The organism is Kitasatospora sp. NPDC038210 (genome assembly GCF_055600605.1).
The window spans coordinates 36,805-63,728 of the sequence record NZ_JBVJYK010000007.1 but is presented as its reverse complement, the minus strand read 5'-3'; the positions used below and the strand labels follow the sequence as shown (position 1 = coordinate 63,728).

Annotated in this window: 22 protein-coding genes and 1 riboswitch; of the genes, 11 read left to right on the top strand and 11 right to left on the bottom strand. The window is 74.8% G+C overall.

Going from position 1 to position 26,924, the window contains the following annotated elements:
* Window positions 1-154 precede the first annotated feature (154 nt).
* Window positions 155-1,819 carry a peptide-N4-asparagine amidase gene (locus ACZ7KX_RS16485; protein ID WP_470327014.1) on the top strand — a complete coding sequence of 555 codons (1,665 nt, stop codon included), beginning with the start codon at window positions 155-157 and terminating at the stop codon, window positions 1,817-1,819.
* 402 nt (window positions 1,820-2,221) lie between these two features.
* On the opposite strand, the gene ACZ7KX_RS16480 is transcribed toward ACZ7KX_RS16485, so the two are convergent.
* Window positions 2,222-2,929 (bottom strand): response regulator transcription factor, encoded by a 708-nt coding sequence (locus tag ACZ7KX_RS16480; RefSeq protein ID WP_350524775.1) that lies wholly within the window; start codon window positions 2,927-2,929, stop codon window positions 2,222-2,224.
* A gap of 99 nt (window positions 2,930-3,028) precedes the next feature.
* Between ACZ7KX_RS16480 and ACZ7KX_RS16475 the strand changes: the two genes are divergently transcribed.
* On the top strand, window positions 3,029-4,636 hold the full coding sequence (locus ACZ7KX_RS16475) for a purple acid phosphatase family protein (RefSeq protein ID WP_470327013.1): 1,608 nt from the start codon (window positions 3,029-3,031) through the stop codon (window positions 4,634-4,636).
* Between the two features lie 79 nt (window positions 4,637-4,715).
* Here ACZ7KX_RS16475 and ACZ7KX_RS16470 read toward each other — a convergent pair whose 3' ends face one another.
* Window positions 4,716-5,993 (bottom strand): sensor histidine kinase, encoded by a 1,278-nt coding sequence (locus ACZ7KX_RS16470; RefSeq protein ID WP_470327012.1) that lies wholly within the window; start codon window positions 5,991-5,993, stop codon window positions 4,716-4,718.
* A gap of 161 nt (window positions 5,994-6,154) precedes the next feature.
* On the opposite strand from ACZ7KX_RS16470, the gene ACZ7KX_RS16465 reads away from it, so the two are divergent.
* Together ACZ7KX_RS16465 and ACZ7KX_RS16460 are read left to right on the top strand one after the other, a co-directional pair.
* Window positions 6,155-6,709, top strand: coding sequence for a hypothetical protein (locus ACZ7KX_RS16465; RefSeq protein ID WP_470327011.1), 555 nt, complete (start codon window positions 6,155-6,157; stop codon window positions 6,707-6,709).
* Window positions 6,710-6,910: 201 nt separating this feature from the next.
* Window positions 6,911-7,699, top strand: a complete 789-nt coding sequence (locus ACZ7KX_RS16460) for a (2Fe-2S)-binding protein (RefSeq protein ID WP_470327010.1) — start codon at window positions 6,911-6,913, stop codon at window positions 7,697-7,699.
* A gap of 94 nt (window positions 7,700-7,793) precedes the next feature.
* Here the strand turns inward: ACZ7KX_RS16460 and ACZ7KX_RS16455 are convergent, their stop codons facing one another.
* Together ACZ7KX_RS16455 and ACZ7KX_RS16450 are read right to left on the bottom strand one after the other, a co-directional pair.
* Window positions 7,794-8,549, bottom strand: a complete 756-nt coding sequence (locus ACZ7KX_RS16455) for a PDC sensor domain-containing protein (protein ID WP_470327009.1) — start codon at window positions 8,547-8,549, stop codon at window positions 7,794-7,796.
* Window positions 8,550-8,600: 51 nt separating this feature from the next.
* Window positions 8,601-9,353 carry a FadR/GntR family transcriptional regulator gene (locus tag ACZ7KX_RS16450; RefSeq protein ID WP_470327008.1) on the bottom strand — a complete coding sequence of 251 codons (753 nt, stop codon included), beginning with the start codon at window positions 9,351-9,353 and terminating at the stop codon, window positions 8,601-8,603.
* 320 nt (window positions 9,354-9,673) lie between these two features.
* On the opposite strand from ACZ7KX_RS16450, the gene ACZ7KX_RS16445 reads away from it, so the two are divergent.
* Together ACZ7KX_RS16445 and ACZ7KX_RS16440 are read left to right on the top strand one after the other, a co-directional pair.
* Window positions 9,674-10,429, top strand: a complete 756-nt coding sequence (locus ACZ7KX_RS16445) for an APC family permease (protein WP_470327007.1) — start codon at window positions 9,674-9,676, stop codon at window positions 10,427-10,429.
* Window positions 10,426-11,625 carry a CaiB/BaiF CoA transferase family protein gene (locus tag ACZ7KX_RS16440; protein WP_470327006.1) on the top strand — a complete coding sequence of 400 codons (1,200 nt, stop codon included), beginning with the start codon at window positions 10,426-10,428 and terminating at the stop codon, window positions 11,623-11,625. The genes ACZ7KX_RS16445 and ACZ7KX_RS16440 overlap by 4 nt, the downstream gene beginning before the upstream one ends.
* A gap of 151 nt (window positions 11,626-11,776) precedes the next feature.
* On the opposite strand, the gene ACZ7KX_RS16435 is transcribed toward ACZ7KX_RS16440, so the two are convergent.
* From ACZ7KX_RS16435 to ACZ7KX_RS16415, 5 genes are all read right to left on the bottom strand, one after another.
* A complete protein-coding gene (locus ACZ7KX_RS16435; RefSeq protein WP_470327005.1) occupies window positions 11,777-12,829 on the bottom strand; it encodes an ABC-2 transporter permease in 1,053 nt (350 codons plus the stop codon).
* A gap of 181 nt (window positions 12,830-13,010) precedes the next feature.
* Complete coding sequence (locus ACZ7KX_RS16430; protein ID WP_470327004.1) at window positions 13,011-14,624, bottom strand: alpha-amylase family glycosyl hydrolase; 1,614 nt, start codon at window positions 14,622-14,624, stop codon at window positions 13,011-13,013.
* A 271-nt stretch (window positions 14,625-14,895) separates the two neighbouring features.
* Window positions 14,896-15,516: a bifunctional 4-hydroxy-2-oxoglutarate aldolase/2-dehydro-3-deoxy-phosphogluconate aldolase gene (locus ACZ7KX_RS16425; RefSeq protein WP_470327003.1), complete on the bottom strand. Its 621-nt coding sequence runs from the start codon at window positions 15,514-15,516 to the stop codon at window positions 14,896-14,898.
* Window positions 15,513-17,195: an N-acyl-D-amino-acid deacylase family protein gene (locus tag ACZ7KX_RS16420; protein ID WP_470327002.1), complete on the bottom strand. Its 1,683-nt coding sequence runs from the start codon at window positions 17,193-17,195 to the stop codon at window positions 15,513-15,515. The genes ACZ7KX_RS16425 and ACZ7KX_RS16420 overlap by 4 nt, the downstream gene beginning before the upstream one ends.
* Window positions 17,195-18,526 carry a type III PLP-dependent enzyme domain-containing protein gene (locus ACZ7KX_RS16415; protein ID WP_470327001.1) on the bottom strand — a complete coding sequence of 444 codons (1,332 nt, stop codon included), beginning with the start codon at window positions 18,524-18,526 and terminating at the stop codon, window positions 17,195-17,197. Before ACZ7KX_RS16415 ends, ACZ7KX_RS16420 begins: the two co-directional genes overlap by 1 nt.
* Window positions 18,527-18,728: 202 nt before the next feature.
* Between ACZ7KX_RS16415 and ACZ7KX_RS16410 the strand changes: the two genes are divergently transcribed.
* The 4 genes from ACZ7KX_RS16410 to ACZ7KX_RS16395 all read left to right on the top strand — a co-directional run bounded on the left by ACZ7KX_RS16410 (window position 18,729) and on the right by ACZ7KX_RS16395 (window position 22,035).
* A complete protein-coding gene (locus tag ACZ7KX_RS16410) occupies window positions 18,729-19,922 on the top strand; it encodes a sugar kinase (protein ID WP_470327000.1) in 1,194 nt (397 codons plus the stop codon).
* Window positions 19,923-19,953: 31 nt separating this feature from the next.
* Entirely contained in the window at window positions 19,954-20,703 is a 750-nt protein-coding gene (locus ACZ7KX_RS16405) for an IclR family transcriptional regulator (RefSeq protein ID WP_470326999.1), read from the top strand.
* Between the two features lie 38 nt (window positions 20,704-20,741).
* The gene (locus ACZ7KX_RS16400) at window positions 20,742-21,188 is read left to right on the top strand and encodes a RidA family protein (protein ID WP_470326998.1); all 447 of its coding nucleotides are present in this window, start codon (window positions 20,742-20,744) and stop codon (window positions 21,186-21,188) included.
* Window positions 21,189-21,315: 127 nt separating this feature from the next.
* A complete protein-coding gene (locus tag ACZ7KX_RS16395; protein ID WP_470326997.1) occupies window positions 21,316-22,035 on the top strand; it encodes a DUF2470 domain-containing protein in 720 nt (239 codons plus the stop codon).
* 291 nt (window positions 22,036-22,326) lie between these two features.
* Here the strand turns inward: ACZ7KX_RS16395 and ACZ7KX_RS16390 are convergent, their stop codons facing one another.
* On the bottom strand, window positions 22,327-23,301 hold the full coding sequence (locus ACZ7KX_RS16390; protein ID WP_470326996.1) for a M23 family metallopeptidase: 975 nt from the start codon (window positions 23,299-23,301) through the stop codon (window positions 22,327-22,329).
* 2 nt (window positions 23,302-23,303) lie between these two features.
* Window positions 23,304-23,484, bottom strand: a riboswitch (cyclic di-AMP (ydaO/yuaA leader).
* Between the two features lie 312 nt (window positions 23,485-23,796).
* Here ACZ7KX_RS16390 and ACZ7KX_RS16385 point away from each other — a divergent pair.
* The gene (locus ACZ7KX_RS16385; protein WP_470326995.1) at window positions 23,797-25,335 is read left to right on the top strand and encodes an MFS transporter; all 1,539 of its coding nucleotides are present in this window, start codon (window positions 23,797-23,799) and stop codon (window positions 25,333-25,335) included.
* Between the two features lie 39 nt (window positions 25,336-25,374).
* On the opposite strand, the gene purB is transcribed toward ACZ7KX_RS16385, so the two are convergent.
* On the bottom strand, window positions 25,375-26,814 hold the full coding sequence (gene purB / locus ACZ7KX_RS16380) for an adenylosuccinate lyase (protein ID WP_470326994.1): 1,440 nt from the start codon (window positions 26,812-26,814) through the stop codon (window positions 25,375-25,377).
* Window positions 26,815-26,924: the final 110 nt, after the last annotated feature.

Here is a 26,924-nt window from a genome sequence, read left to right as displayed (position 1 = left end):
GTTTTCGGCGTACGGACGGGCACCACCCCGTCCACCACCCTTGGCCCTACCCCGTCCGCCGCCCTTGACGCTGGCATGCCACCGCCGGAAGGATGCCGGATCATCCCTCCGGCCCGCGGCAGCGCCACGGGCCGCCCGACCCCGGGGAACCGCCTTGGCCCTGCGCCCGCTGCTCCGCCGCGCCGCCGGCTTACTCGGTGCCGCCGTGCTCACCCTCGCCGGCACCCTCACCACCGCCGGCCCCGCCCGCGCCGACTTCGGCACCGACTACCACGACCCGGTCACCGCCACCAAGCCCCTCACCCGGCCCGACACCCGCTCCTGCACCGTCGAGGCGATGCACCGGCGCGAGTTCCGCAACGGCTACGGCAACCCGCCCGACACCCCGTACACCGCCACCCTCACCCCGCCCGCCGACTGCGCGGGCCCGTGGTCGGCGGTGGTGCTGGACCTCCACGGGCAGGTCGCGGGGCGACAGTTCGACCGGATCTTCAGCGTCCGCGTCGGCGGCGTCCAGGTGATGCTCTCCTCCACCCCGGAACCGTCCAAGGACGGCATCGAGTGGAACGTCGAACACGACCTCACCCGCTACGCCCCGCTGTTCGCCGCCGGTCCGCAGGAGTTCGACTTCGACCTCGCCAACGTCACCGACGCCACCTACACCGGTGTCTTCACGATCAGCGCGAGCCTGACCTTCTACACCGCGGACAACCACTGGCCGGCCGCCCGCAGCGCCGACCGACTGCTCACCACCGGCCCCTTCGCGCTCACCCAGGCCGCCCCCGCCGCCGGGCGCGAACTCGCCTTCCCGCAGAACCTGGAGCGCCTCACCGCCGAGGTCTACACCCGGGGCGGCGGCGCCTGCGAGGAGTTCGCGTACGCCTCCGCGCCCGACGCCTTCGTCGCCGCCAACCCGGGCCTCGGCCTCTGCGGCAAGGGCCCGTTCCGCGAACTGCGGCTCACCGTGGACGGCCGGGTGGCCGGCGCGGTCTGGCCGTACCCGGTGATCTACACCGGCGGCTGGGACCCGCTGCTCTGGCGGCCCGTCCCCGGCGTCTTCGCCTTCGACCTGCCCGCCTACCGGCTCGACCTGACGCCGTACGTGGGCCTGCTGCTCGACGGCCGCCCGCACACCGTCGGCGTCACGGTGAACGCGGCCGAGGCGCAGAGCAACGACGTCTGGACCGGCCAGGTCAACCTCTTCGCCGAGGTCGACCACGGCGCCGCCCGCACCAGCGGGCAGCTCACCGACCACCGGGTCGCCCCGGAGGCCACCGCCGGCACCGCGCTCGCCGACCACGGCGGCGGCAGCGGTGACTGGACGGTCACCGCCGCCCGGCACGACGTCGCCCGGGGCTGGGTGCAGACCTCGCACGGCCGGATCACCACCGAGGTCCGCGACGACCTGACCTTCCGATCCGGCCAGCAACTTCGCGACAGCGGCAACGACGTGACCCTGCACAACGGCACCGACCTCATCCGCTCCACCTCGACCTGGGGCGGCGGGCCGCACCGCACCACCACCGTCCACGAGGGCGAACCGCTGGACGTCACCTACAAGGTGAGCCACGACGCGGCGGGCAACACCGACCAGACCACCGCGATGGACCTCGGCTACCACCGCGAGGCCACCACGGCGACCGGCGGCCACGTCACCGAGCGCGCCACCGTCGACCACACCCTGCGCCCGACCGCCCGGCGTCACGACGGCGACCGCACCGTGCGCACCGGCAGCAGCACGGAGGACTACCGCAGCACCGGGCCCGAGGGGCCGTACCACCGGACGCTGAGCTTCGTGGACGGGTGGCCGCGGCCCTGAGCCCACCCGGTGATGGGCCCGAGTCCACCCCGGTGATCGATTTGCGAAAATTGCCCGGATTCATGCCGTTCACCCCTGGTGCACACGGCGTGCGAGGCGCATGATGAGAGGTGGACCTGCGAGGTAGCTGAAGGAAGTTCGACCGCAGGAGGCAGTGGCGACAGATCGAGACGGATCAGGGTCTGCCGTTGTTCTACCTCGGTCGACGATCGAACTACCGGCCGGAGGACGTGACGTCCGGAGGCCACCCCCACCTCGTGGGTTCCGCGCGTCCACGGGACAATCCCCTCGGTCCCGTGGACGCGCTGTCCATGTCGCCCCTCGGCACTGTCCGGGCGGGCCACCGGGGTCGACACCGGGACCCGCACCCGCACCGGCGCCCGGTCCACTGCGGCCGGTCCGCTACGGCCGGTCCGGTACGGCGTAGCCCATCTCCCACGCGTGGACGGCGATCCCGACCCGGTTCGCCACCCCGAGCTTGCGCTGGATGCTCGCGACGTGGGTCTTCACCGTGCCCGGCGAGATGAACAGTTCCGCGGCGATGTCCGCGTTGGTGCGGCCCGCCGCGACCTGCCCGGCGATCTCCACCTCCCGCTCGGTCAACGGCACCACGGCCGCGGGCCCCCGGCCCTTCGCCCGACGCTCCGGCCGGCGCGGCGCCGTCACGTGCTGCAGCAGCCGGACCGTGACCGACGGGCTGATCAGACTCTCCCCGTCGGCCGCCGCCCGCACCGCCTCGGCCAGCAGCGACGGGCCGGAACGCTTCAGCAGGAACCCCGAAGCACCGTGCTGCAGCGCCGGGTAGACGTACTCGTCCAGGTCGAAGGTGGTCAGCACCACCACCCGCACCGGCTCGGCCACCCCCGGACCGGCCAGCCGGCGGGTCAGCTCAAGCCCGTCCATCCGCGGCATCCGGATGTCCACCAGCGCGACGTCCGGCCGCAGTTCGGCCGCCAGCTCCAGCGCGGCCAGCCCGTCCGCGGCCTCCCCCACCACCTCGATGTCCGGCTGGGCGTCCAGGAGGCGCCGCACACCGCGCCGCACGGCCTCCTGGTCGTCCGCGATCAGGGTGCGGATCACCCGCGGGCTCTCACCGTTCGCACGCGTCACGCCCAGCAGTCTGCCACGAGCCGTGCCCCGCACCGGCCGGCGGGAAAGTTCACGTGCCGGCCCGGGCGCGGTTCACCTCCGTGCGGTGAGCTGACCGCCATGATGAACGCTTCCAGTGGACGTCTCCCCGTCAGCCGGCGCGGACTCCTGGCCGGCGCCTCCGGCCTCGGCCTCGGCGGCGCCGTGTCCCTCTCCGGCCTCGCCGCCACCCCCGCCGCCGCTGCCCCGGCCGCCTCCGCCGACTCGCCGCTGCTGTGGCAGCGGCCCGGGCGCTCCGGTGCCCCGCGGGTGGCCGGTCTGCACCTCCAGTTCGGCTCGGACGCCTCGCGCGAGGTGGTGGTGTCCTGGCACACCACCAGGTCAGTCGCCAATCCCCTGGTGATGTACGGGACTTCGAACGGAGGCTTCGGCCGCACCGTGCAGGCCGCGACCCGCACCTACCGGGACGCCGCCTCCGGCACCGAGGTCCAGGCGCACCACGCCCGGCTGACCGGCCTGCACCCCGACACCGACTACGTCTACGCCGCCGTCCACGACGGCACCACCCCCGAGCTCGGCACCGTCCGCACCGCCCCGCGCGGCCGCTCCGCCTTCACCTTCACCAGCTTCGGCGACCAGGGCACCCCCACCCTCGGCCGCAAGACCGCCAACGGCTACGTCAACGACAACCTCGGCAGCCCCGCCGCCGGCGACACCACCGCCGGGGTCGAGCGGATCGCCCCGCTGTTCCACCTGCTCAACGGCGACCTCTGCTACGCGAACATCGCCACCGACCGGATCCGCACCTGGTCCGACTGGTTCGAGAACAACACCCGCTCCGCCCGGCACCGCCCCTGGATGCCCGCGGCCGGCAACCACGAGAACGAGAAGGGCAACGGCCCGATCGGCTACGGCGCCTACCAGGCCTACTTCGACCTGCCCGGCTCCGGCTCCGACGAGGAACTGCGCGGCCTGTGGTACTCGTTCACCGCCGGCTCGGTGCGCGTCATCAGCCTCAACAACGACGACGTGGCCTACCAGGACGGCGGCAACTCCTACGTCCACGGCTACTCCGGCGGCGCCCAGCAGCGCTGGCTGGAGCGGGAGTTGGCGGCGGCGAACGCGGACCCTGGGATCGACTGGATCGTGGTCTGCATGCACCAGGTGGTGATCTCCACCGCCGACAAGTTCAACGGCGCCGACCTCGGCATCCGCGAGGCCTGGGTACCGCTGTTCGACAGGTACGGCGTGGACCTGGTGGTCTGCGGCCACGAGCACCACTACGAGCGCTCGCACCCGATCCGCGGCCAGCAGCCGACCGACACCCGCACCCCGGTCCCGGTCGCCACCGGCACCCGGACCATCGACACCACCAAGGGCACCGTCCACATGGTGATCGGCGGCGGCGGCACCTCGGCCCCGTCCAACCAGCTCTTCTTCGACCCGCCGAAGGCCCGGGTCATCACCGGCGTCGGCGCCGTCGACCCGGCCACCGGCAAGCGCCCGCCGGTGTACGTGATCGAGGACGCCCCGTGGTCCGCCTTCCGCGACGCCGACAACCCGTACGGCTTCGCGGCCTTCGACGTCGACCCGGGTGAGCGCGGCGGGCAGACCACCATCGACGTCACCTACTACTCCGTCAGCGGCCCGTACGGCGACCTCGTCCCCGTCGACCGCTTCACCCTGACCCGCCCGCGCGGGGCCCGCGGCGGCGGCCGGGATCGCTGACCCGACGGCCTGCCGACTTGCCGACCCTCCGGTACGACGCCCGGAGGGTCGGCATGCACCGCGGCGGCGCCGGTCCGCGCTACCGCCCCGGCAGGGTGCAGGTGACCCGCCAGCCCGCGGGCTCGACCGGGCCCGCGCTCAGCGAGCCGCCGTGCGCGGCAGCGCGGGCCGTGAGGCCGGCCAGTCCGGTCCCGCCGGAGCCGGGGCGGCGGCGCAGCAGCGGCTTGCGGGTGGGGCCGCCGTTGTCGGTGACGGTCACCCGGACGGCGCCGTCCGGAGCGGGGGCCGCCCGGACGGCGACCTCGGTGGCCTGCGGCGCGTGGCGGCGGATGTTGGTGAGAGCCTCCAGGACGACGGCGTAGGCGGTGGCCTGGGTCTCGGCGGGGAGCAGGTCGGCGGCGCCGGGGTCGAGGTCGGTGCCGGCGTGCAGGCCGCCGGTCGCGCCGAAGCGGGTGACAAGTTCGGGGAGGTCGGCCAGGCCCAGGCGGCGCGTGGTCGCCCCGGCGGCCCGCTCGCTCCGCCCGTCCTGCCGGGCCGCCCCGTCCGCTTCGCTCCGGCCGTCCCGCCTGCCCGGCGCGTCCGGGCCGCCGCCCTGCGGATCGCGCAGGGCCCCCACCATCTCGTCCATCGAGTCCAACGCCCGCAGTCCGGCCTCCTCCAGCCGGCGCAGCAGCGCGGCGGTCTCCGCCGGCTCCTGGCCCGGGAGTTGACCGGCCTGGGCCTCCAGCACGATGCCGGTGATCTCGTGGGCGACGAAGTCGTGCAGTCCCCGGGCCACTTCGAGCCGCTGCTCGCGCCGGGCCCGTACGACGGCCCGCTCCCGGCGGGCGTCCAGGACGCGCAGGTAGAGCGCGGCTCCCGCGACCGCGAGCGTCGGCAGCAGGGAGAACAGCACGCCGATCACCGGGCCGGCCGCACCGCCCTGGGGAGTCCGGAGGGCGAACCGCAGTGGCAGCAGGACGGCCGCGAGCCCGACCAGGCCGCCGACCGGCCCCGCCCACCGGTCGGGCAGCCGGCGAACGACCCGGAACAGCAGCCCGAGCAGCGCCGTCCACTCGAAGGGCAGCCAGAACGCGGGCAGCCGGTACGGCCCCGAGTAGAGCAGGTCGAGCAGCAGCGAGGCACCGGCCACCGCCGCGGCGGCCGCTGCTGCCGTGCTCCGCCCGGCGGGCCACGGCAGCAGCGCCACCACCGCGACGAGCGCGGCCGTCACGGCGAGCAGCGCGGCCGCTCCGTGCTCGCCCGCGTGGGCGAGCACGACGGGCACCGCCAGGGCCAGGACGGCGACGACGGCGAGCCGGCGCCGCAGCCGGGCCGAGCGCGGCCGGGCGGGGCGGGGCGGGGATTCGGTGCGCACCCGGCCGAGCCTACGGGCAGCTCTCCAGGGGGAGGCGGGCCTCCTCCGCGGGAGGGAGGGGCGCACCGTCGAACTCCCCTCCGCAGCGTGAGGTGCCGCCGGGCCTGCTGCAGCAGACTCGTCGTCGCCGGAGCACCCGTCCCGAAGGAGAACGAACCGTCATGAACCGTCGACTCGCGACCGCTGCGACCTCGGTCCTCCTGCTGGTCGCGGCGGTGACCGCCACCGTGCCGGCCTCCGCCGCGGAACCGGCCTCGGCCGCGGACGACGCCCGGGCCGGGGCGGTGAGCGTGCGCGGCACCGGGGACACCGTCCTCACCTCCGCGTTCGGCGGCTTCGCGGGCGACCCGGTCCGGATCTCGGTCGACGCCCGCGCCACCGGCAACACGGACCCCGGCGCCACCCGCGGCCACTTCCACGTCCGTCACGTGCACAACGACGGCCGGCTGGTCGCCGACTTCGAGGGGGACATCACCTGCCTGGGCGTCGGCGGACGGGAGGCGATCGCCACCGGCGTGATCACCAAGGGCGAGGCTCCGTGGTTCCCGGGCCTGGGGGTGGTCGGCCAGAAGGTCTCGATCTCGGTGGAGGACAACGGCCGTCACGGGGACCGGCTCGGCTGGGTCTGGGGCGCGCTGGGCCAGCCGGTGGCGGACTGCCAGGGCACGGTACCGTTCATCCGCACGACCGCCGGCGACCTCACCGTGCGCGGCTGACACCCGCCCGGCCAGGGCCTTCCGGGCCTCCCGGGACCTCCGGGCCCACCGTCCGTCCGTACGGGCCCGTACGCCGCCGGCCGGTCGCTGCCGCCCCGAGCACCCGGACACCCTGGAGGCCCCGATGTCGCCCGACCGCCCGACCGCACCCGGGCCGCCCGAAGCCGGCGCGGGGTTCAACGACCCCACAGGGGAGGGCCGTTGAACCCCGCGCCCGGGCCGACCGGCCCGCTCGGCCCGGTGCCCGGATCGCCGGTCCCCGCGCCCGGACCAGCGGTCCCCGACTACGGCCGACTCGCCGCCGTCGGCCCGTACTTCGCGCTGGACACCTCCTCCGGAACGCCGCCCGAGGGCTTCCGCCCGCTGCCCGAGCTGTACGGCACCGGCCCGGACGCACCGCTGGCCGACCGCCTGCGGGTGGTGGCCCGGCGGCTCGGCGCCGACGAACCCCGGGTCGCCGCCTCGATCCTGCACCTGGGGCTGGCCGCCCGGTTCTGGTCGGTGGGCCTCGGTTCGGCCGTCCTGCTCGGGACGGTCCCGACGCTGGAGCACGCCTGGGTGCGGATCCCGGACCAGGGCCCGCTCGACCTCTGGACGCCGCCGGAGCCCGACCGGCCGGAGGCCGGAACGCTCGCCGACCGGCTCCACGCCGCCGTGCTGACGGGCCAGTTGGAGCCGTTGGCGGCGGCCGTCCGGGCCGCCGCGCCGCTCTCGCCGCGCCTGCTGCTCGGCAACGCCGCCTCCGCCCTGGCCGGCACGTTGCGGGTGCTGGACCCCCATGCGCCGGGCGCCGCACGGGCGTTGGTCGCGGAGCTGCTGGACCGTCCGCCGCTGGCGGGAACGGGCACGCTGCGCACGGGCCCGCGCGGCACGGCGTTCCGACGGAACAGCTGCTGCCTCTACTACCGGGTCGGACCTGGTGCCGGGCTCTGCGGGGACTGCTGCTTCACCGCACCGCCCACGCGGCGGGAAGCCGGCCGGAACGGGTAGTGGAAACGGGAGCGGGAGCGGGAGCGGAGCACCCGATACCTTTACAAATGAATGTCATACTCGGCGCCGCACCGGTACCGCCCCGCGCCGGCCGTCACAACTGCACCACCACCCAGTCCACCGCCTCCGACGGCACCCGCACCCGCTCGACCGTAGGACCACCTACCGGCTCACCCGCCGGACCGCCGAGCAGCGCCCGCGCCAGCGAACCGACCGGCAGCACCGGGGTGGTGGCGGCCAGCACCCGCCCCTCGCCGTCGAGCAGTGCGGCCTCGCCGGGCAGCGCGCGCAGCGGCTGCACCACCAGCCGCTCCAGCGCGGCCAGCGGGACGTCCCCGGCGACCACCCCGACGAAGCCCGCACCCGGAACCGCCACCGGCCTGGCGCAGCAGAGGACGTAGCGGTCCGCGCAGAGCAGGTCGACCTGCGGCCCGGCGACCGCCGCGCACCCCTCGTCGCGGGGCCGGGCGAACCAGGGCAGCGTCCGGTAGTCGTAGAACTCGGCGTCCCCCGGGTCCAGCGGGAGCCGCAACCGCCGCTCCCCGGCGCCCCGCCCGCCGCGGTACCACCACTCCGCGTGCAGCTCGGCATCGGCGAGCGCGCCGGGCGCCACGACGGCGCCGCAGCCGAACCAGCGCGAGCCCGGCCGGGCCAGCAGCTCGCGCACCGGCCCTTGCAGCACGGCGAGTTCGGCCGCGACGGGCCGTCGCCCCGCGGCGGCCGTCCGGTCCCAGCACTCGGCGGTGGCCGCCCGCAGGCCGTCCAGGTCGGCGAGCACCGCGTCGACGGCGGCGGCGACCTGCCGAGCACAGGCCGCGGCGGTGGCGGGCAGGGTGACCGTGCTGGTCATGACGGCTCCGGCGGGCGGGTGGGGTTCCGGGTGCGACGGCACGACGCCCGGTCAGCCGTCGTCCGCCAACTCCAGGTGCCCCCGGACCAGGTGGTGCACGCATCCGATGACGTGCGCCTCGGCTGCGGCGCGGGCGCCGGCCGCGTCGCCGGCCAGGACGGCGACCAGGATCTCCCGGTGCTGCTCGGCCAGGCGCTCCTGGTCGGGGCCGTACGGGGCGGGCAGCCAGAGCAGCGGGCCGAGTTCGGCCTGCAGCCGGACGGCGAGCTGGGTGAGGCGCACCGACTGGGCGGCAACGGCGAGTTCGATGTGGAAGCGGGCGTCGGCACGGCGCTGCTCGGCGGGCCCGGCGGCGTCGCGCAGCTCGTGCACCAGGCGGGTGAGCCGGGGGCCGAGGTCGGCTGGGGCGCGTTCGGCGGCGAGCCGGGCGGCGGTGCCGAACACGGCAAGCTCCTCGTCCCCCAGGTCGCGCAGGTCCACCGTGGCGGTGTCCCGCAACCGGGCGAGCTGGAGGGGCGCGGAGCCCTCGACGGGGGTGCGGACGAAGCTGCCGCCGTTGCGGCCGCGCCGGGTCTCGATCAGGCCGGCCTCGCGGAGCAGCGCGAGCGCTTCCCGGACGGTGCCGTTGGCGACGCCGAGTTGGTCGGACAGGTCGTTCTCGCTGGGCAGTTGGTCCCCGTCCGCGACCAGACCGAGGGCGATCGCCTCGGTGATCCGGCGGGCCACGGCGTCGGCGCGCCCGAGGTCGGTGAGCGGCGCGAGCACGGCGCTGAGCAGCGGGGTCGCACTGCCGATGATCGTCATGCCGTACCCCCTCCTCGATCGCCGCCGCCGGTACACCGCCCGGCTTCCGGCAGGGTACCGCCGGTCGGCGCGCACCCTTGCCGCTAGAAACCCAATCTCGTATGTTTTCCCGCAGCCTCGGCCCGAGCGCCGACCCCGCTCGGCCCTGCTGCACGACACCGCACCACCGCACCTCACGGCACCGCACCGCACCGCACCGCACCGCACCGCACCGCACCGCCGAACAGCATTCCCCCGACGCACGCCCGCAACGCACTCCCCCGACGCACGCCCGCAACGCACTCCCCCGACGCATCACGACACGTTCCCAGGAGCAGGTCATGACCGATGCCAGTGCACGTGCCACCGCCGCCGGTCCACCCGGCGACGCCCCCGACGCGGACGCCGAACGGCTGGCCGCCCTCGGGTACACCTCCGAGTTCAAACGCGACATGAGCCTCTGGGCGAACTTCTCCCTCGGCTTCACCTGTCTCTCCCCCGTCGTCGGCGTGTACACGCTCTTCGCCTCCTCCCTCAAGACCGCCGGCCCGCCGATGGTCTGGAGCTTCCTGATCGCGGGTGTCGGCCAGCTGCTGGTCGCACTGGTGTTCAGCGAGGTGGTCGCCCAGTTCCCGGTCGCCGGCGGGGTGTACCCGTGGGCGCGCCGGCTCTGGGGCCGCACCTGGGGCTGGCTGACCGGCTGGGTCTACCTGCTGGCGCTGATGTCCACCATCGCGGCCGTCGCAGACTTCCGGCTCGGGCGCTGGGGGCTCGCGGTGAACGTCGGCGCATTGGTCTACGGCGTCGCCGCGATCGTCAACATCTGCTGGGGCCGCACCCCGGACGCCGCCTGGTACGACGACTACCTCGTGCTGCTCTCGGCGGTGATCGTGCTCGCGGCCGGCGGGCTCTACCTCCTCCTGGCCCGCCCCCACCTGCGCGGCGACGCCCCCTCCGGCGACGCGACGGGCCTCGCAATGGGCCCCGAGACGGACTCCGCGGCAGGCCCCGAGACGAGCCCCGCGACAGGCTCCGCGGCGGCCGCCAACAGCGCCGCCGCCAACAGCCCCGCCGCCGACCGGGGACCGGTCACATGACCGGGCTCCCCCTCGACGGCGTCCTGGTCGCCGACTTCGGCCGCGTCCTCGCCGCGCCCTACCTCACCATGCTGCTGGCCGACCTCGGCGCCGACGTGATCAAGGTCGAGAAGCCCGGCACCGGCGACGACACCCGCGCCTGGGGCCCGCCCCACGCCCGGGGCGAGGCCACCTACTTCCTCTCCGTCAACCGCAACAAGCGCTCCCTCACCCTCGACCTGCACGACCCGGCCGATCTCGCCCGCGCCGTCGAACTCGTCCGCCGCGCCGACGTGTTGGTGGAGAACTTCCGTCCCGGCACGATGGCGCGGCACGGCCTCGACCCCGCCCGGGCACAGGCCCTCAACCCCCGGCTCGTCTACTGCTCGATCACCGGCTTCGGCTCCGGCAAGGGCGCCGGACTCCCCGGCTACGACCTGCTGGTGCAGGCGGTCGGCGGCCTGATGTCGGTGACCGGCCCGGCGCCCGGCGAGCCGGTGAAGGCCGGGGTCGCACTGGTGGACGTGCTCACCGGGCTGCACGCGGCGGTCGGCGTGCTGGCGGCGCTGCGCGAGCGCGAGAGCACCGGGCGGGGCCAGCTTGTGGAGCTGAACCTGCTGTCCACCCTGCTCTCCGGTCTGGTCAACCAGTCCGCCGGCTACACCCTGGCCGGCGCCGTGCCCGGCATCCTCGGCAACCGCCACCCCTCGATCGCCCCGTACGAGGTGTTCACTGCCGCCGACCGCCCGCTGGTCGTCGCGGTCGGCAACGACCGCCAGTTCGCCGCCCTCTGCCGGGGTGTCGGTGCGCCCGAGCTGGCCGACGATCCGCGGTTCGCCGGCAACTCCGAGCGGGTCGCGCACGTGTCCGTGCTCGCCCGCGAGCTCACGGCCCGGCTCGAACGCCGCACCGCCGCCGAGTGGTTCGCGGTGCTCACCCCGCTCGGCGTGCCCTGCGGCCCGGTCAACGACGTGGCCGAGGCCTTCGCCCTGGCCGACTCGCTCGGCTTGGATCCGCGTGCCCCGCTGCCCGGCCCGGACGGCCGCCCGCTGGACCTGGTCGCCAACCCGATCGGCCTGTCCCGCACCCCTCCGCGCTACCAGCTGCCCCCGCCCCGGCTCGGCGAGCACACGGCCGAGCTCACCGCCTGGCTGGACGCCCCCGTGACCCCCGCACCACCCGGGGGCCGGATGCCCCGGAGGCCCCGGAGGCCCTGAAGGCCCCCAAGGCCCCGCGGACCCCGGGGAACCGGTCTGAGCACGGCCCGCGCGTCGGCCCGCGTCCGGCTTGTCCAGGGCCGGGCGCGGGCCGCGAATCCCCACCCGGTGCCGATGCCCTGGCGCCGGGTGAAGCCTTCCGGGGGCGGGGTCAGACCGCGACCGCTTCCGCCATCTCCTCCTCGGCCTCCGCCGGCGTCTCCACCGGGAGGCGACCGCGTCGCTCGTACGCCGCCGCGGCCACCAGGGCGGCCCCGCCCAGCAGCAGCCAGACCAGCAGGGTCACGACGTGGCCGCCGAGTCCCGCGCCGCCGTCGAAGTACAGGATGCTGCGCGCGCCCTCCAGGAAGCCGGCGCCGGTCCAGAAGCCGTGCAGGGCACCGAAGAAGCCGTTCTGCAGCTCGGGCCGGTAGATGCCGCCCGAGGACGTGAAGTTGAGCATCACGAACAGCACCATCAGTGCCAGGGTGGTCCACTTCTTCAGGAAGCCGTGCAGGCCGATGCCGACCAGCACGATGCCGGCCGAGTAGAGCCAGCCCAACGCCCAGACCGCGGCGACGTCGTGGTCGACGACGTGGAACACCGGCCCGGCGGTGACGATCCCGATGACGCTGACCACCAGCGAGACCGCCACCCCGACGAGCGCCCGGACCGCCATGCCCAGCCCGGCCCCGGCGGCGCCGATCACCGCCACGCTCGCGTACGAGCCGATGCTCAGCGCGACCAGCAGGAAGAACAGGCCCTGGCCGGTCGGGTCACCCTCGGCCGGGGTGGTGAGGTCGGTGACGTGCAGCGGGACGCCCTGCCGGTCGGTGACGTTCGTGAACACCGCCGTGGCGGCGACCACCGAGGTGTCCGAGTTCCCCTTGGCCACGATCAGCTCGGGGCTCCTGGCGTCCGGGACGAAGGCGCCGACCAGGTCGCGGTCGCGCAGCTGCCGCTCAGCGGCGGACCGGTCGTCGACGGTGCGGACGTCGAGCGCGTCACCGGCCTTCTCCCGGATCGTCTGCGCCAGGCCGTGCGCCTGCTCGGTGGTGCCGACGACGGCGACCTTGAGGTGGTGCGGCTCGGGTTGGTGGAACGCGCTCTGGTAGGCGAGCGCCATGCCGAGGCACATCAGCAGCGGGGTGATCAGATGGACGGCCAGGTGCTTGAGCGAGTGCCCCGGGGTGGGCGCCGCGGCGGGGTTCTGGGGTGTGCTCATGGCGTTCGTACCGTCCTCCGGTGGTGTCTCGCACGGGGCAAGAGAGTGGTAAATGCAACCAATGCAGGTGGCAAATGCAACTATCTATGGATGCAGCTTACAACCATCCGACATCGGACGGAAGCCGACCCCGGGTCGGCCCCGAGGGCGAGCCCCCGGGACCGGCCCCCGCCGCCCGCGATCAGCCCAGGTCGAACACCCCGTAGGAGAACCCGTCCGCCCGCAGCTCCCCGTCCGCCAGCCGCACGCCCTGCACCTGCAACGGCCGGACGGCCGCCGGCACCACGCCCCGCAGCTGCTCCGGCAGCACGTCCGACAGCCGTACGGCCCCCGGCTCCCGGCGCGGGTTGACCGCCACCAGGTACCGCCCGGCCCGGGTGTACACCAGCGGGTAGCCGGCCTGCCGGACCTCCACCCCACCGGCCGAGCCCAGCCCCGGGTGCGCCCGGCGCAGCGCGATCAGCCGCCGGACGGTGTGCAGCAGCGAGGTCGGGTCGGCGCGCTGGGAGAGCACGTCCGGGCGGTGCGGGTCCGGGTCCACCGGCAGGTACAGCCGCTCCGCCTGCGCACCGGAGAAGCCCGCAGTGGGGCCGGGCGTCCACTGCATCGGGGTGCGCGAGCCGGCCCGGTTGAAGCGCGGCCCGAGCACGCTGCCCTCGGTGTCGGGCAGGCCGGCCAGGTAGCGCATGCCGATCTCGTCGCCGTAGTAGACGGCCGGGAGGGTGGGCCAGGTGAGCAGGAAGGCGAAGGCGGGCGCGAGCTGCTCGGCGGTGCGGTGGCCGGCGGCCAGCCGCGAGAAGTCGTGGTTGGCGGTCGGCAGCACGATGTGCCCGTTGCCCTCGGTGAGTTCGGCGGCGGAGCGCCAGGCGTCCAGGAAGGGCTGCGGGGTGCCGCGGCCCTCGGCCTCGAAGTAGCAGGCCTCCTGCTGCCAGAACTCCTCGACCGTGCCGCCGTTGTTGTTCCACAGGGAGCGCAGCGGCAGGCCGTGGTCCTCGCCGCCGAAGTGCAGGAAGAAGTCCGCGTGGAAGCCGGCCGCGACGGCGGCGGCCGGCTCGCCCCACTCGGCGAGCAGGGCGGCCCGGGGGTGGGCGCGGTCCAGCCAGTCCCGCAGCTCGGTCCAGAGTTTGGCGGTCTCGGCCTTGCCCGGGTCGTCCTTGACCAGCGAGTACGCCATGTCCACCCGGAAGCCGGACACGCCGAGGCCGAGCCAGTGCGCCATGATGTCGCGCAGCGCCGCCCGGTTGGCGCGCGGCCCCTCGGCGTCCACCGGCTGACGCCAGGGCTCGGCCGGACTGCTGCGCGCGTAGCCGAAGTTGAGGGCGGGCTGGCAGTCGAAGAAGTTCGGCCGGTACCAGCCCGGGCGGCTGCCGGGCGAGGCCACGAAGCCGTCCACCGGCCGGTCGGACCAGATGTAGCGGTGGTCGGACGCGTCCTCGGCGGCGGCCAGGAACCAGGGGTGGCGGTCGGAGGTGTGCCCGGCGACCAGGTCCAGCAGGATCCTGATGCCGCGGCGGCGGGCGGCCTCGACCAGCCCGACCAGGTCCTCGGTGCTGCCGTAGCGCGGGGCCGGGGCGAGGTAGTCGGTGATGTCGTAGCCGGCGTCGCGGAACGGCGAGGCGAAGCAGGGGTTGAGCCACACGGTGTCGACGCCGAGCCAGGCGAGGTGGTCGAGGTGCTCCGCGATGCCGGCGAAGTCGCCGATGCCGTCGCCGTCGGAGTCGGCGAAGGTCTGCGGGTAGATCTGGTAGAGGACGGCGTCGGCGAGCCAGTCGGGGCCGGGGCGGGTCGAGGTCATGGGTGGGTTCCTCCTACCGGGTCCGGGGCCCGGGGTGCACCGGGCGGGGCTGAGCCGGGCCGGACTCGGCCGGGGGCCGAACCGGGTGCCACCGATTCTCGTCCGTTCCCGGCCGTCCCGACAGTCCGCCTCGCCCCGCCACCGCCGCTCCCGGCCCCCGTGCCTCCCGGCGTGTCTCCGCTGCGCGTCGCGGCCCGTCTCCCGGCACACCTCCCGGCGTCCCTCCGCGCCCCTCCGCCGCGGTGTACCGCCGCGCGTGGCGGCAGCGCCGCTACGCCTCGCCGCACGCTTCCGTGAACGCCCGGGCCCGCCGGGTGATCTCCGTCCAGTCCCCCGCCGCGACCGCCTCCGGCGGCACCACGTCCGTCCCCGCGCAGACCGCGAGCGCGCCCTGCCCCAGGAACTCGGCGGCGTTGCCCGCGTTCACCCCGCCCGAGGCCACCAGCGGCACGCCCGGGTACGGGCCGCGGAGGTCCTTGAAATAGCCGGGCCCGAACGCCCGGGCCGGGAAGATCTTGACGGCGGCGGCACCCAGGTCCACCGCGCGGGCCACCTCGGTCGGGGTGAGCGCCCCGAGCACCACCGGCACCCCGGCGCCCTTCGCCGCCGCCGCGACCTCGGGGCGGCAGCCGGGCGTCACCAGGAAGGAGGCGCCGGCCGCGACCCCGCGCTCGGCCTGCTCGGCGGTCAGCACGGTGCCGACGCCGACCCGGTGCCCGGCCTGCGCGGCGTGCCGCAGATGCGTCGTCACATCCGGCGTGGTGTAGGTGAACTCCGTCCACCGGATGCCCCCGGCGGCGAGTGCGGCGCACAGCGCGGGAGCGTCCGGGATGTCCGGTGCGCGGACCACCGCGATCACCCGGTCGGTCTGCAGGGAGGCGAGGGGTGTCATGCGGCTCGGGTTCCTCGGTCGGTGCGGCGCAGGGCGCGCCCGGGGCGGGCCCCGGTGGTGCGACCCTGCCGGACGACGGCGGTGCCGTTGACGTACACGGACTCGATGCCCTCCGCGGGCCGCCGGGGGTGCTCGAAGGTCGCGGTGTCCCGGACCCGTTCGGGGTCGAGGAGCACCAGGTCGGCGTGGTGGCCGGGGGCGATCCGGCCACGCCGGTGCAGGCCCAGCCGGGCGGCGGGCCGGCCGGTCATCCGGGCGACGGCCTCCTCCAGCGTCAGCACGCCCGACTCCCGGCTGTAGTGGCCGAGGTAGCGCGGGAAGGTGCCCCAGGCCCGCGGGTGCGGCCGGGCGCCGACCAGCAGCCCGTCGCTGCCGACGGTGTGTACCCGGTGGCGCATGATCGCCCGGACGTTCTCCTCGTGCCCGACGTGCTGGAGGATCGTGGTGGCCAACTCGTCCCGGCGCAGCAGGTCGAGGAACACCTCGGTGCCCGTGCGTCGCTCCTCGTCGGCGATCTCGGCGACGGTCCGGCCGACGGCCGGGGCCAGCTCTGCCGACCGGACGCCGGAGACCTGGATCGTCGCCCAGTCGGTGACCACGCCGTGGCAGCCGTCGCTGCCCTTCTCCTCCACCTCGTACCGGATCCGGGCGCACTGCGCCGGGTCGGTCAGTCTGGCCAGTGTCGCCTCCGGTCCGCCCTCGGTGGCCCAGCTCGGCAGCAGGGCCGCGAGGGTGGTGGATCCGGGGAGGTAGGGGTAGCTGTCCAGGGTGAGGTCGACGCCGTCGGCGAGCGCTCGGTCGACCAGCTCCAGCAGCTCGCCGGCCCGGCCCCGGTTGACGCCGAAGTTCATCGTGGCGTGGGTCAGGTGCAGCCCGCAGCCGCTCCGCCGGGAGATCTCCACCATCTCCGCATAGCCATCCAACGCCCCCTCGCCGTAGGAGCGTTGGTGCGGAGCGTGGAAGCCCCCGTAGGCCGCGACGATGGTGCACAGCTCCACCAGTTCGGCGGTGTCCGCGTACGAGCCCGGGGTGTAGCTGAGGCCGCTGGACATGCCGACCGCGCCGTCCAGCAGGCTCTTCGCCAACACCTGGCGCATCCGGTCGAGTTCGGCCGGGTTGGGCGGCCGGTCGGCCCAGCCCATGGCGAGGGTGCGCAGTGTGCCGTGCGGGACGAGGTAGCAGGCATTGACGGCGACGCCGGTCCGGTCGATCCGGTCGAGGTAGCCGGCGACGTCGCGCCAGTCCCAGTCGAGGCCGGCCGGATCGCCGTTCCAGCCCGCGAGTTGGCGGCGCAGCGCGGGCAGTGTGGTGTCGTCCACCGGCGCGTAGGACAGGCCGTCCTGGCCGAGGACCTCGCAGGTGACGCCCTGGGTGACCTTGGCCGGGTGCTCGGGTTCGAGCAGCAGGGCGAGGTCGGAGTGGGCGTGCATGTCGATGAAGCCGGGGGTCAGGACCAGCCCGTCGGCATCCACCACCTCGGGTGCGTCGAGGCGGTCGCCGACGTCGGTGATCAGGCCGTCGGCGATCCGTACGTCCGCGCGGTAGCGGTCCGCACCGGTGCCGTCCACGACGATGGCGCCCCGGAAGACGGTCGGGCCCACCGGGTTCGCCCGGTTCGCCGCCCTCACGCTGCTCGTCGCGCTCTCCCCGACCGCCCCTGCCGCTCCCTCCCCGGCCATCAGAAGAACGTCCTGACCAGCCCGGTGACCTTCGGCTCGGCCACGTCCGCGGAGTCCAGCACGGGGATCGCCGTCCATTTGTCGAAGGCGGTGCACGGGTGCGACACGCCCAGGCGCAGCACCGCGCCGATCGGCGCGAGGTCGCCCGCGTCCCGCAGGAAGGCGTGCTGGTCGTTGAGCGCGCTGATCCGGGCCGCCGTCCCCGTCAACTCGGCTCCTCCGCGCACCCGTTGCGGCTCGGGCAGGCCCTCGTCGAAGGGCAGGTCGCGCTTTCCGGCGTCCAGCAGGGCGAGTTGCGGTTCGGGCCGGGAGATCACCCTGGCCCAGCCGTGCAGCGCGCCGCGGAACGGCGTCCCGCCGTCGGCCCGGGCGAGCGGCGAGACGCCGCGGTAGAAGCCGTCGTCGTGGGCGACGTACGCACCCGAGCGCAGGACGACCAGGGCGTCCGGCAGACCGGTCGTCTCCTCGGCCACCAGGTCGAAGTAGGCGCTGCCGCCGGCCGTGACCACCGGTGGCGCGTCGTCCGGGTAGGCGCGCGCGAGCCGGCCGTGGAGCCCGGCCAGGGCCCGGAGGTAGCCGCGGACGGCGGCCAGTCCGGCGGCCGAGGCGTCGTGCGCGAGCGCGCCCTCGTACCCGCCGACGCCGGCGAGGCGCAGGGTGGGGGCGCGCAGCACTGCGGCGGCGACCTCGACGGCGGCGTCCTCCCCGCGGGCGCCGGAGCGCCCGCCGGGGCCGCCGAGTTCGACCAGCACCTCGACCTTCCGCTCGGCCCCGGCGGCGCGCAGGGCCGCGTCCATCAGCCGCACGCTCTCGGCGGAGTCGACCCAGGAGAGGAAGGCGAAGTCCGGGTCGGCGGCCAGTTCGTCGGCGAGCCAGGCCAGTCCGGCCGGGTCGAGCAGGGTGTTGGCGAGCAGGATCCGCTGCACCCCGAAGGCCCGGGCGACCCGCACCTGGGGCAGGTTGGCGAGGGTGATGCCGTGGGCCCCGGCGTCGAGCTGGGCCTGCCACAGGGCGGGGGCCATGGTGGTCTTGCCGTGCGGGGCGAGCGCGACGCCCGCCTTGGCGCACCAGTCGGCCATGGTGCGGACGTTGTGCGCGAGTGCGGCGCCGTCGAGGGTGAGCAGCGGGGTGCCGAGCGAGGAGAGGGTCGGGCCGCCGGTCAGCCACTCCCGCACGGCGCGGCTCCCGGTGGCGGCCCCCGGCCGCCGGTCGGAGTGGGAGTCCGGCGGGGCGGCCTTGAACCGCCAGTCCAGCGGCTCGTCGGCCAGCGCCGCCACCGCGTCGCGGGCGATGCCCGGCCCGGTGCCGCTGCTTGCGAAGGTCTGCTGCACGCTCCTCCTCCATCCGCCAGGTTGCAACATGTGCAACGCGGGTTGCGCATGCTGGCAGCACGGTTCTAGCATCGGCGCCGGATCACGGTCAACGGAACTGACTCACGTTCAACGGACCAGGCCCGCACCCGACCAGGCGGACGGTCGATCGACGGCGTGGGCCCGCTCTCGACGCAACGGCCACAGACGAGGAGCCCCGCACATGCCGCGACAGGACACCCCGGGCCCGGCCCGCCCGGGCCCTCCTCCGACGGCCGTGTGCGTGGGCGAGTCGATGGCCGTCCTGCTCCCGGACCGCCCCGGCCCGCTGGAGTCGGTGGAGACCTTCCGGCTCTCCGTCGGCGGCGCCGAGTCCAACACGGCCGGCGTGCTGGCCGCACTCGGCGTGCCGACCGCCTGGATCAGCCGGGTCGGCGCCGACGGCTTCGGCCGGCGGCTGCTGGCCGAGCTCGCCGCCCGCGGCGTGGACGTCTCGGCGGTCGCGGTCGACCCGCACCGCCCGACCGGCCTCTACCTCAAGGAGGTCGGCGGCTCCACCGGCCACGACCACGACCTCGGCCCCGGGCGCAGCCGGCTGCACTACCACCGGCGCGGTTCCGCGGCCGCCGCACTGTCCCCCGCACTGCTCGCCGACCCGGACACCGCCCGGCTGCTGGCCGACGCCCGACTGCTGCACCTGTCCGGCATCACCGCCGCGCTCTCCGACGACTGCCTCGCCCTGCTGCGTGACCTCGTCGTCGAGCGCCGCCACACCACGGGGGCCCGGCCGGCCGGGGGCCGGGGGCTGGTCAGCTTCGACCTCAACTGGCGCCCCTCGCTGTGGCGGGACCGCGACCCGGCCGTGCTGCCCCCGCTGCTGGACGCCGCCGACCTGCTGCTGCTCGGCACGGACGAGGCGCAGGCCGCGTTCGGCACCGGCGACCCGGCCGCCCTGCGCCGTCGCTTCCCGTCCCCCGCGACCGTCGTCGTCAAGGACTCCGCCCGGCACGTCACCGCCCTGGGGCGCGACGGCACGGCGGTCACCGAACCGGCCCTCGCCGTCGAGGTGGTCGAGGCCACCGGCGCGGGCGACGCCTTCGCGGCCGGTTACCTGGCCGGCACCGTCCGGGGCCTGGACCAGCGCCGCCGCCTGCGGCTCGGCCACCTGAGCGCCGCCTGCGCCCTGACCGCCCACGGCGACCAGGCCGAGCCGCCGCCCGCCGCCGTGGTGGCGGCGCTGCTCGACGCCTCGCCCGCGGACTGGGCCGCCACCCGGGTCACCGCGGACGGCATCACCGGCCCCGCCCTGCCCGCCGACCGCACGCGCCCCACCGGCCCGACCGGCCCCACCGATCCGGCCGGCCCCACCGGCCTCGCCGACCACGTCCCGCCCGCCGACCGCACCCGGGCACAATGAGCAGCAACCCCGGCCCTCGAAGCGGAGCACGATGAGCCAGACCGTCACCCGCGCCCTGCGCATCCTCGCCCAGCTCGGCGAGGGCGAACGTTCCCTCGACCAGCTCGCCGAGGTGCTCGGCGTCCACAAGACGACCGTTCTCCGGCTGCTCCAGAGCCTCGAAGAGGAACGATTCGTCTATCGCGACGCGGCCTACCGCTACCACCTGGGCGCCGGCCTCTTCGCCCTCTCCGGCCTGGCCCTGGAGCAGCGCGGCATCCGCCGGATCGCCGCCCCGCACCTGGCCGAGCTGAACGCCGCCACCGGCCAGACCGTGCACCTGGCCGCGTACGAGGGCGGCGAGGTGGTCTACATCGACAAGTTCGACTCCCGTCACCCGGTCCGGATGTACTCCCGCATCGGCCTGCGCGCCGCGCTGCACAGCGCCGCCGTCTCCAAGGTGCTGCTGGCCGACCTCCCGCTGCCCGAGCGGCGCCGGGTGGTGGCCGGGATCGACTTCACCCCGCACACCGAACGCACCCTCACCACGCCCGAGGCGCTGCTCGCGGAACTGGAGAAGGTCGCCGCCCAGGGCTGGGCGCAGGACCACGCCGAGCACGAGTCCTTCATCAACTGCGTGGCCGCGCCCGTCCGGGACGCCAGCGGCCGGGTCGTCGCCGCGGCCTCCATCTCCGTCCCGGACGTCGTCCTGCCGTACGAGCAGGTGCTGGACCTCCTCCCGCACCTGCTCGCCACCGCCCGCGCCGTCTCGGCCGACTGCGGCCGCCCCGGCCAGAACTGACGATCCGTCACCTCACGTACTTCACGCCAAGGAGCCCCATGCCCGCCGAGCGCCCCCAGCCCGCCGAGACCGCCCAGGCCGCCGAGAAGGTCGAGATCCGCACCGACGGCGCCCCCGCCCCGGCCTGGACGTTCTCCCAGGGCGTCCGCAAGGGTCCCATCCTGCAGGTCTCCGGCCAGGGCCCGCAGGACCCGGCGACCGGCGAGTACCTCCACCACGGCGACGTGAAGGCGCAGACCCGGCGCACCCTGGAGAACGTCAAGGCCGTCGTCGAGGCCGGCGGCGCGACCATCGAGGACGTGGTGATGTTCCGCGTCTACCTCACCAAGCGCGCCGACTTCCCGCTGATGAACGAGGTCTACGCCGAGTTCATCGAGGAGAACGTCAAGCCCGGCGGGGTGAAGCCCTGCCGCACCACCGTCTTCGTCGAGCTCCCGCAGGAGCCGATGCTGGTCGAGATCGACGCCCAGGCCGTCGTCGCCTGACGCTCCCGCCCCCGACTGCACCCACGGCAGGGCCCGGACGCCTCCCGCGCGTCCGGGCCCTGCGGCGCTTGCCACACCCGGGCAGCAACATTAGGTTAGGCTCACCTAACTAACTGGAGGTCCGTCCATGAGCCTGCCCACCGGCGACACCGAGGTCCCCGAGCCCACCACCGCCGAACGGATCCTGAGCCTGCTCGGCACGACCTCCTCGCTCGCCGTCCGCGCGCTGGGCGAGCACCACGACCTGGACACCCCGGTCTCCGTCCACGGTTCCCGCCTGCGACTGCGCGCCCCGCTGGACGCCCCGCTCACCGCGGCCGCCACCCGGGCCACCGACGGCCTCGCCGTCGTCCTCGACGTCACCGACGTCTCCCCCGTCGCCGTCCGCGACCGCGTCCGCGCCCGCCTCACCCTGGCCGGCCGGCTCCGGCTGGCCCACCTCGCCGACGACGGCCTCAGCGTCCACCTGCGCGTGGACGTGGCACACGCCGTCCTCGCCACCCCGTACGGCACCGGCGCGGTCACCGCCGCCGGCCTCGCCCACGCCACCCCCGACCCGATGGCCCGCCACGAGGCCGCGATGCTCACCCACTTCGCCGACGACCACGCCGACGCGCTCGACGTCCTCACCCGCCTGCTCGACCCGGTGCTGCTCGCCCGGAACCCGGACGTCCGCCCGCTCGCCCTGGACCGCCACGGCCTGGTGCTGCGCCTGGACCACCCCGACGGCCATCGCGACGTCCGCCTGGTCTTCCCCGAACCGGCCCGCGACGTCGAGGACTTCGGCCACCGGATGCAGGACCTGCTGACCGCCGCCCGGTACGGCCAGCCCGCCCACCGCGCCTGACTCCCGATCCCCTTCAGCGCGTTCAGCAGGCGGACCGTGCGAACGGATCGACCCACCGGCCGGCCGCACCAACCACGCCGGAGCGAACCCCCGTGCCGCACCGGCCCCGGAAATGGCAGCGGCCGGCCCGGCTCGCGAGGGAGGTGGGTCCCGCGAGCCGGGCCGGCCTGGGCGTGTCCCGCGCCCATGTCCACTGTGCGGCGATCACCCGGTCGAGCGGTCACCCGACATGACCATCCCGGAGGATCGATTCGCTCCGCAGCAGCGGTGGTTCCTGAAACCCCGGAAGGGTCAGAGCGCGACGCCGTGCGCGCGCAGGTAGGTGACCGGGTTGATGTCCGAGCCGTACTCCGGGGTGGTGCGGATCTCGAAGTGCAGGTGCGGGCCGGTCACGTTGCCGGTGGCGCCGGAGAGGCCGAGCTGCTGGCCGGCGGTGACGGTCTGACCGATCTTCACGCCGATCGACGAGAGGTGCGCGTACTGCGCGTACTTGCCGTCGGCGAGCTTGATCTCGACCTCGTTGCCGTAGGCGCCGCCGTTGCCGGCCTTGACCACGACACCGTTGGCGACGGCGCGCAGCGGGGTACCGGTGGAGCAGACGAAGTCCTGGCCGGTGTGGTGGCCGGAGGCCCACATCGAGCCGGCGACACCGTAGGCCTCGCCCAGGACCGGGTTGGCCAGCGGCGCGACGTAGCCGGCGGTGGCGGCGACCGGAGCGGCGGTCACGGCCGGGGCCGGAGCGGCGGTCTGAACCTGGGTCTGCACCGGGGCGGCCGGCTTCGCGGCCTCGGTCTTGGCCTGGACCTTGACCTGCGGCTTGGCCGGAGCGGCGGGCTTGGCCGGAGCGGCCGGCTTCGCCGGGGCGGCGTCGGCGGACGGCGCGGCGGCGTGACCCGCGATGGTGAGCTGCTGGCCCGGGAAGATCAGGTTCGGGTTGGCGCCGACGACCGAGCGGTTCTGCTCGTACAGCGCGTGCCAGCCGCCCTCGACGTTCTTGACGTCGGCGATCTTGGACAGGGTGTCACCGCTGACGACGCGGTAGCTCTCGTGCGCGGCAGCCGGAGCGGCCGGCTTGGCGTCGGCGGCGGGGGCGGCAGCAGCGGCAGCAGCGGGGGCGGCAGCAGCGGCGGGGGCGGCCGGGGCGGTGTGGGCCTGGGCGCTGATCGCGGTCACGAGCGGAAGGGCGAAGGCGGCGCCGGTGACGGCAGTGGCGATGCCGATGCGGGCGGCGCGGGGCAGGGCGATACGACGAGCCTGAGCAGGCATGGAAGTTTCCTCTCCGACGCCTGCGAGGTGAGCTGTCGGGTTCGGGCTGGAGTTGCCCGGCCGCATGCGCGGCTTCACCCCAAGCCGGCCCTGGACGCCCGCGCCCTGAGGCGCGAACTCCGGTCCGGCGACTTACCTGTGGGTCCCCCGCTCCTGCCGTACAGAGTTCAGTTCGAACCACCCGGGCAGCGGCAGGACTCGGCGTTCCACCCGGTGGATCCGTCCGGGCTGGCCGGGCGGTCGCTGAACTAAAACCCATCCGTTCGGGTGAAGCAATGTCGATCTCTTGAATCCGCGACGACCCCCGGGGATCCGGTCACCCTCCGAATGATCCGCGGCACGGTGTGTACACCATCCATTCACCCCGTGCCACTGATCCACGACCCTGCGCCGACGACGACGGCACTGCGCAGTCGTCCGCTCACGCACCGGCAGCCTCCAACACACCCACCGGTGAGCCTTGTCACGTACGCCCCACGGGGCCAGGATCGGGCCGTGGCCACCTCCGAAGCAGGCACCCTGCGCCTGGGCACCGCGCAGGGTCGCTGGGTACTCCTGGCAACGGTGCTCGGATCCAGCATGGCGATGCTCGACGGCACCGTGGTGAACGTCGCCCTGCCCCGCATCGGCGCCGACCTGGGCGCCTCACTGGCGTCCCTGCAATGGACGCTGAACGCCTATCTGCTCACCCTGGCGGGCCTGATCCTGCTCGGCGGCGCGCTCGGCGACCGGTACGGCAGACGCCGGGTCTTCCTGATCGGCGTGGTCTGGTTCGCCGTCGCCTCCGCGGCCTGCGCCGCCGCGCCGAACATCCAGGTGCTGATCGCCGCCCGCGCCGTCCAGGGCATCGGCGGGGCGCTGCTCACGCCCGGCTCGCTCGCCATGCTCCAGGCCGTCTTCCACCCTGACGACCGCTCGGCGGCGGTCGGCCTGTGGTCCGGCCTCGGCGGGGTGTCGGCCGCGGTCGGCCCCTTCCTCGGCGGCTGGCTGGTGGACGGCCCCGGCTGGCGCTGGATCTTCCTGCTGAACCTGCCGCTCGCGGCCGCCGTCATCGCGGTCACCACCCGGTCCGTACCGGAGAGCCGGGACGAGAGCGCCACCGGCCGCTTCGACGTGCCGGGCGCGGTGCTCGCCGCGCTCGCGCTCGGCGCGATCACCTACGCGCTGACCGCGGCCGGCGAGGGCGTGTCCCCCGCGGTCTGGGTCAGCGGCGTGATCGGCGTGGTGCTCGGCGTCGCCTTCGTCACCGTCGAGCGCCGCGCGCCCGAACCGATGCTGCCGCTCGGCCTCTTCTCCTCCCGGCTGTTCACCGCCGTGAACCTGGTGACCCTCTGCGTGTACGCGGCCTTCAGCGGCGTGTTCTTCCTGCTGGTGGTGCAGCTGCAGATCGTCGCCGGGTTCTCACCGCTGGTCTCGGGCTTCGCGCTGGTGCCGATCACCATCCTGATGCTGCTGCTGTCGGCCCGCGCCGGCCGGCTCGGCAAGCGGATCGGCCCGCGGATCCCGCTCACCGTCGGCCCCCTGATCTGCGCCGCCGGGGTACTGCTGATGCTCCGCATCGGCTCCGACTCGTCGTACTGGACGGACGTGCTGCCCGCCGTCACGGTGATGGGCTGCGGGATGACCCTGCTGGTGGCGCCGCTGACGGCGACGGTGCTGGCCGCTGTCGAGGTCCGGCACGCGGGCATCGCCAGCGGGGTCAACAACGCCGCCGCCCGCGCGGCCGGCCTGCTCGCGGTGGCCGCCCTGCCGGCCCTGGCCGGGCTGAGCGGCAACGCCTACCAGGTGCCCTCCGAGGTCGACTCCGCCTTCCACACGGCGATGCTGATCTGCGCGGGCCTGCTGGCCACCGGCGGGCTGATCGCGTTCGCCACCATCCGGGGCAACGTGCTGGCGCCCGAGGAGAAGCCGGTCGCCGAGCCGAACTGCGACTGGCCCTGCGGCACCACCACGCCGCCCTTCGACCCGGGCCACGTCCACACGCGCGTGGACCCCGCCACCGGTCCGGCGGCGGGGCCCACGCCCGAGAGCTGACGCGACGTCACCTCACCGGGACGTCACGGGACATCGACCTCAGAGGATGTCACCCGGCGAGTACTTGGCGGCCTCCGGGTAGGCGGCCGCGACGGCCTCCACCCGGCGGACCACCTCGGCTACCTGGGCGCCGGCCGCACCGGTGAAGGAGAGCTTGTCGGCCAGCAGCGCGTCCAGCGCGGCGCGGTCCAACGGGATCCGCTCGTCGGCGGCCAGACGGTCCAGCAGCTCGTTCTCCCGGGCGCCCGCGCGCATCGCCAGTGCCGAGGCGACGGCGTGCTCCTTGATGACCTCGTGCCCGGTCTCCCGGCCGACGCCCGCGCGCACCGCGCCCATCAGCACCTTGGTGGTGGCGAGGAACGGCAGGTAGCGGTCCAGCTCGGTCTCGATCACGGCGGGGAAGGCGCCGAACTCGTCGAGAACGGTCAGGAAGGTCTCCAGCAGGCCGTCGAAGGCGAAGAAGGCGTCCGGCAGCGCGACCCGGCGCACCACCGAGCAGGAGACGTCGCCCTCGTTCCACTGGTCGCCGGCCAGCTCGCCGGTCATCGAGGCGTAGCCGCGCAGGATGACGGCCAGGCCGTTGACGCGCTCGCAGGAGCGGGTGTTCATCTTGTGCGGCATCGCCGAGGAGCCGACCTGGCCCTCCTTGAAGCCCTCCGTGACGAGCTCGTGGCCGGCCATCAGGCGGATGGTCTTGGCCAGGCTGGACGGCGCGGCGGACAGCTGGACGAGGGCGGTGAGCACCTCGAAGTCCAGCGAGCGCGGGTAGACCTGGCCGACGCTGGTCAGCACGTTGTCGAAGCCGAGGTGCCCGGCGACCCGGCGCTCCAGCTCGGCGAGCTTCTCGGTGTCCCCGCCGAGCAGGTCCAGCATGTCCTGGGCGGTGCCGACCGGGCCCTTGATCCCGCGCAGCGGGTAGCGGGCGATCAGCTCCTCCAGGCGGCGGAAGGCGACCAGCAGCTCGTCGGTGATCGACGCGAAGCGCTTGCCCAGGGTGGTGGCCTGCGCGGCCACGTTGTGCGAGCGACCGGCCATGACCAGCTCGGAGTGCTGGGCGGCCAGCTTGGCCAGGCGGACCAGCACGGCCACCGTGCGGTCGCGCACGTGCTCCAGCGACTGGCGGATCTGCAGCTGCTCGACGTTCTCGGTCAGATCCCGCGAGGTCATGCCCTTGTGGATCTGCTCGTGGCCGGCGAGCTCGCTGAACTCCTCGATCCGGGCCTTCACGTCGTGGCGGGTGATCCGCTCACGGGCGGCGATCGAGCCGAGGTCGACCTGGTCGATCACCCGCTCGTAGTCGGCGACGGCGTTCGCCGGCACCTCGACACCGAGGTCCTGCTGGGCCTTCAGGACGGCCAGCCACAGGTGGCGCTCAAGGACCACCTTGTGCTCGGGGGACCACAGCTGGGCCAGGGTCGCCGAGGCGTACCGGGAGGCCAGGACATTGGGGATCTGGGGCTTCGCGCTCACGCTTCGCAAGAGTAACAGCCGAGGTCACGCCGGGCGTCGGCGGATGGGGTGGGCTGGGTCGCGGCGCTGCTCTGACGACGGCGGGTCCGCCCGGCGCCGGCGGCGCGCGCAACACGAGC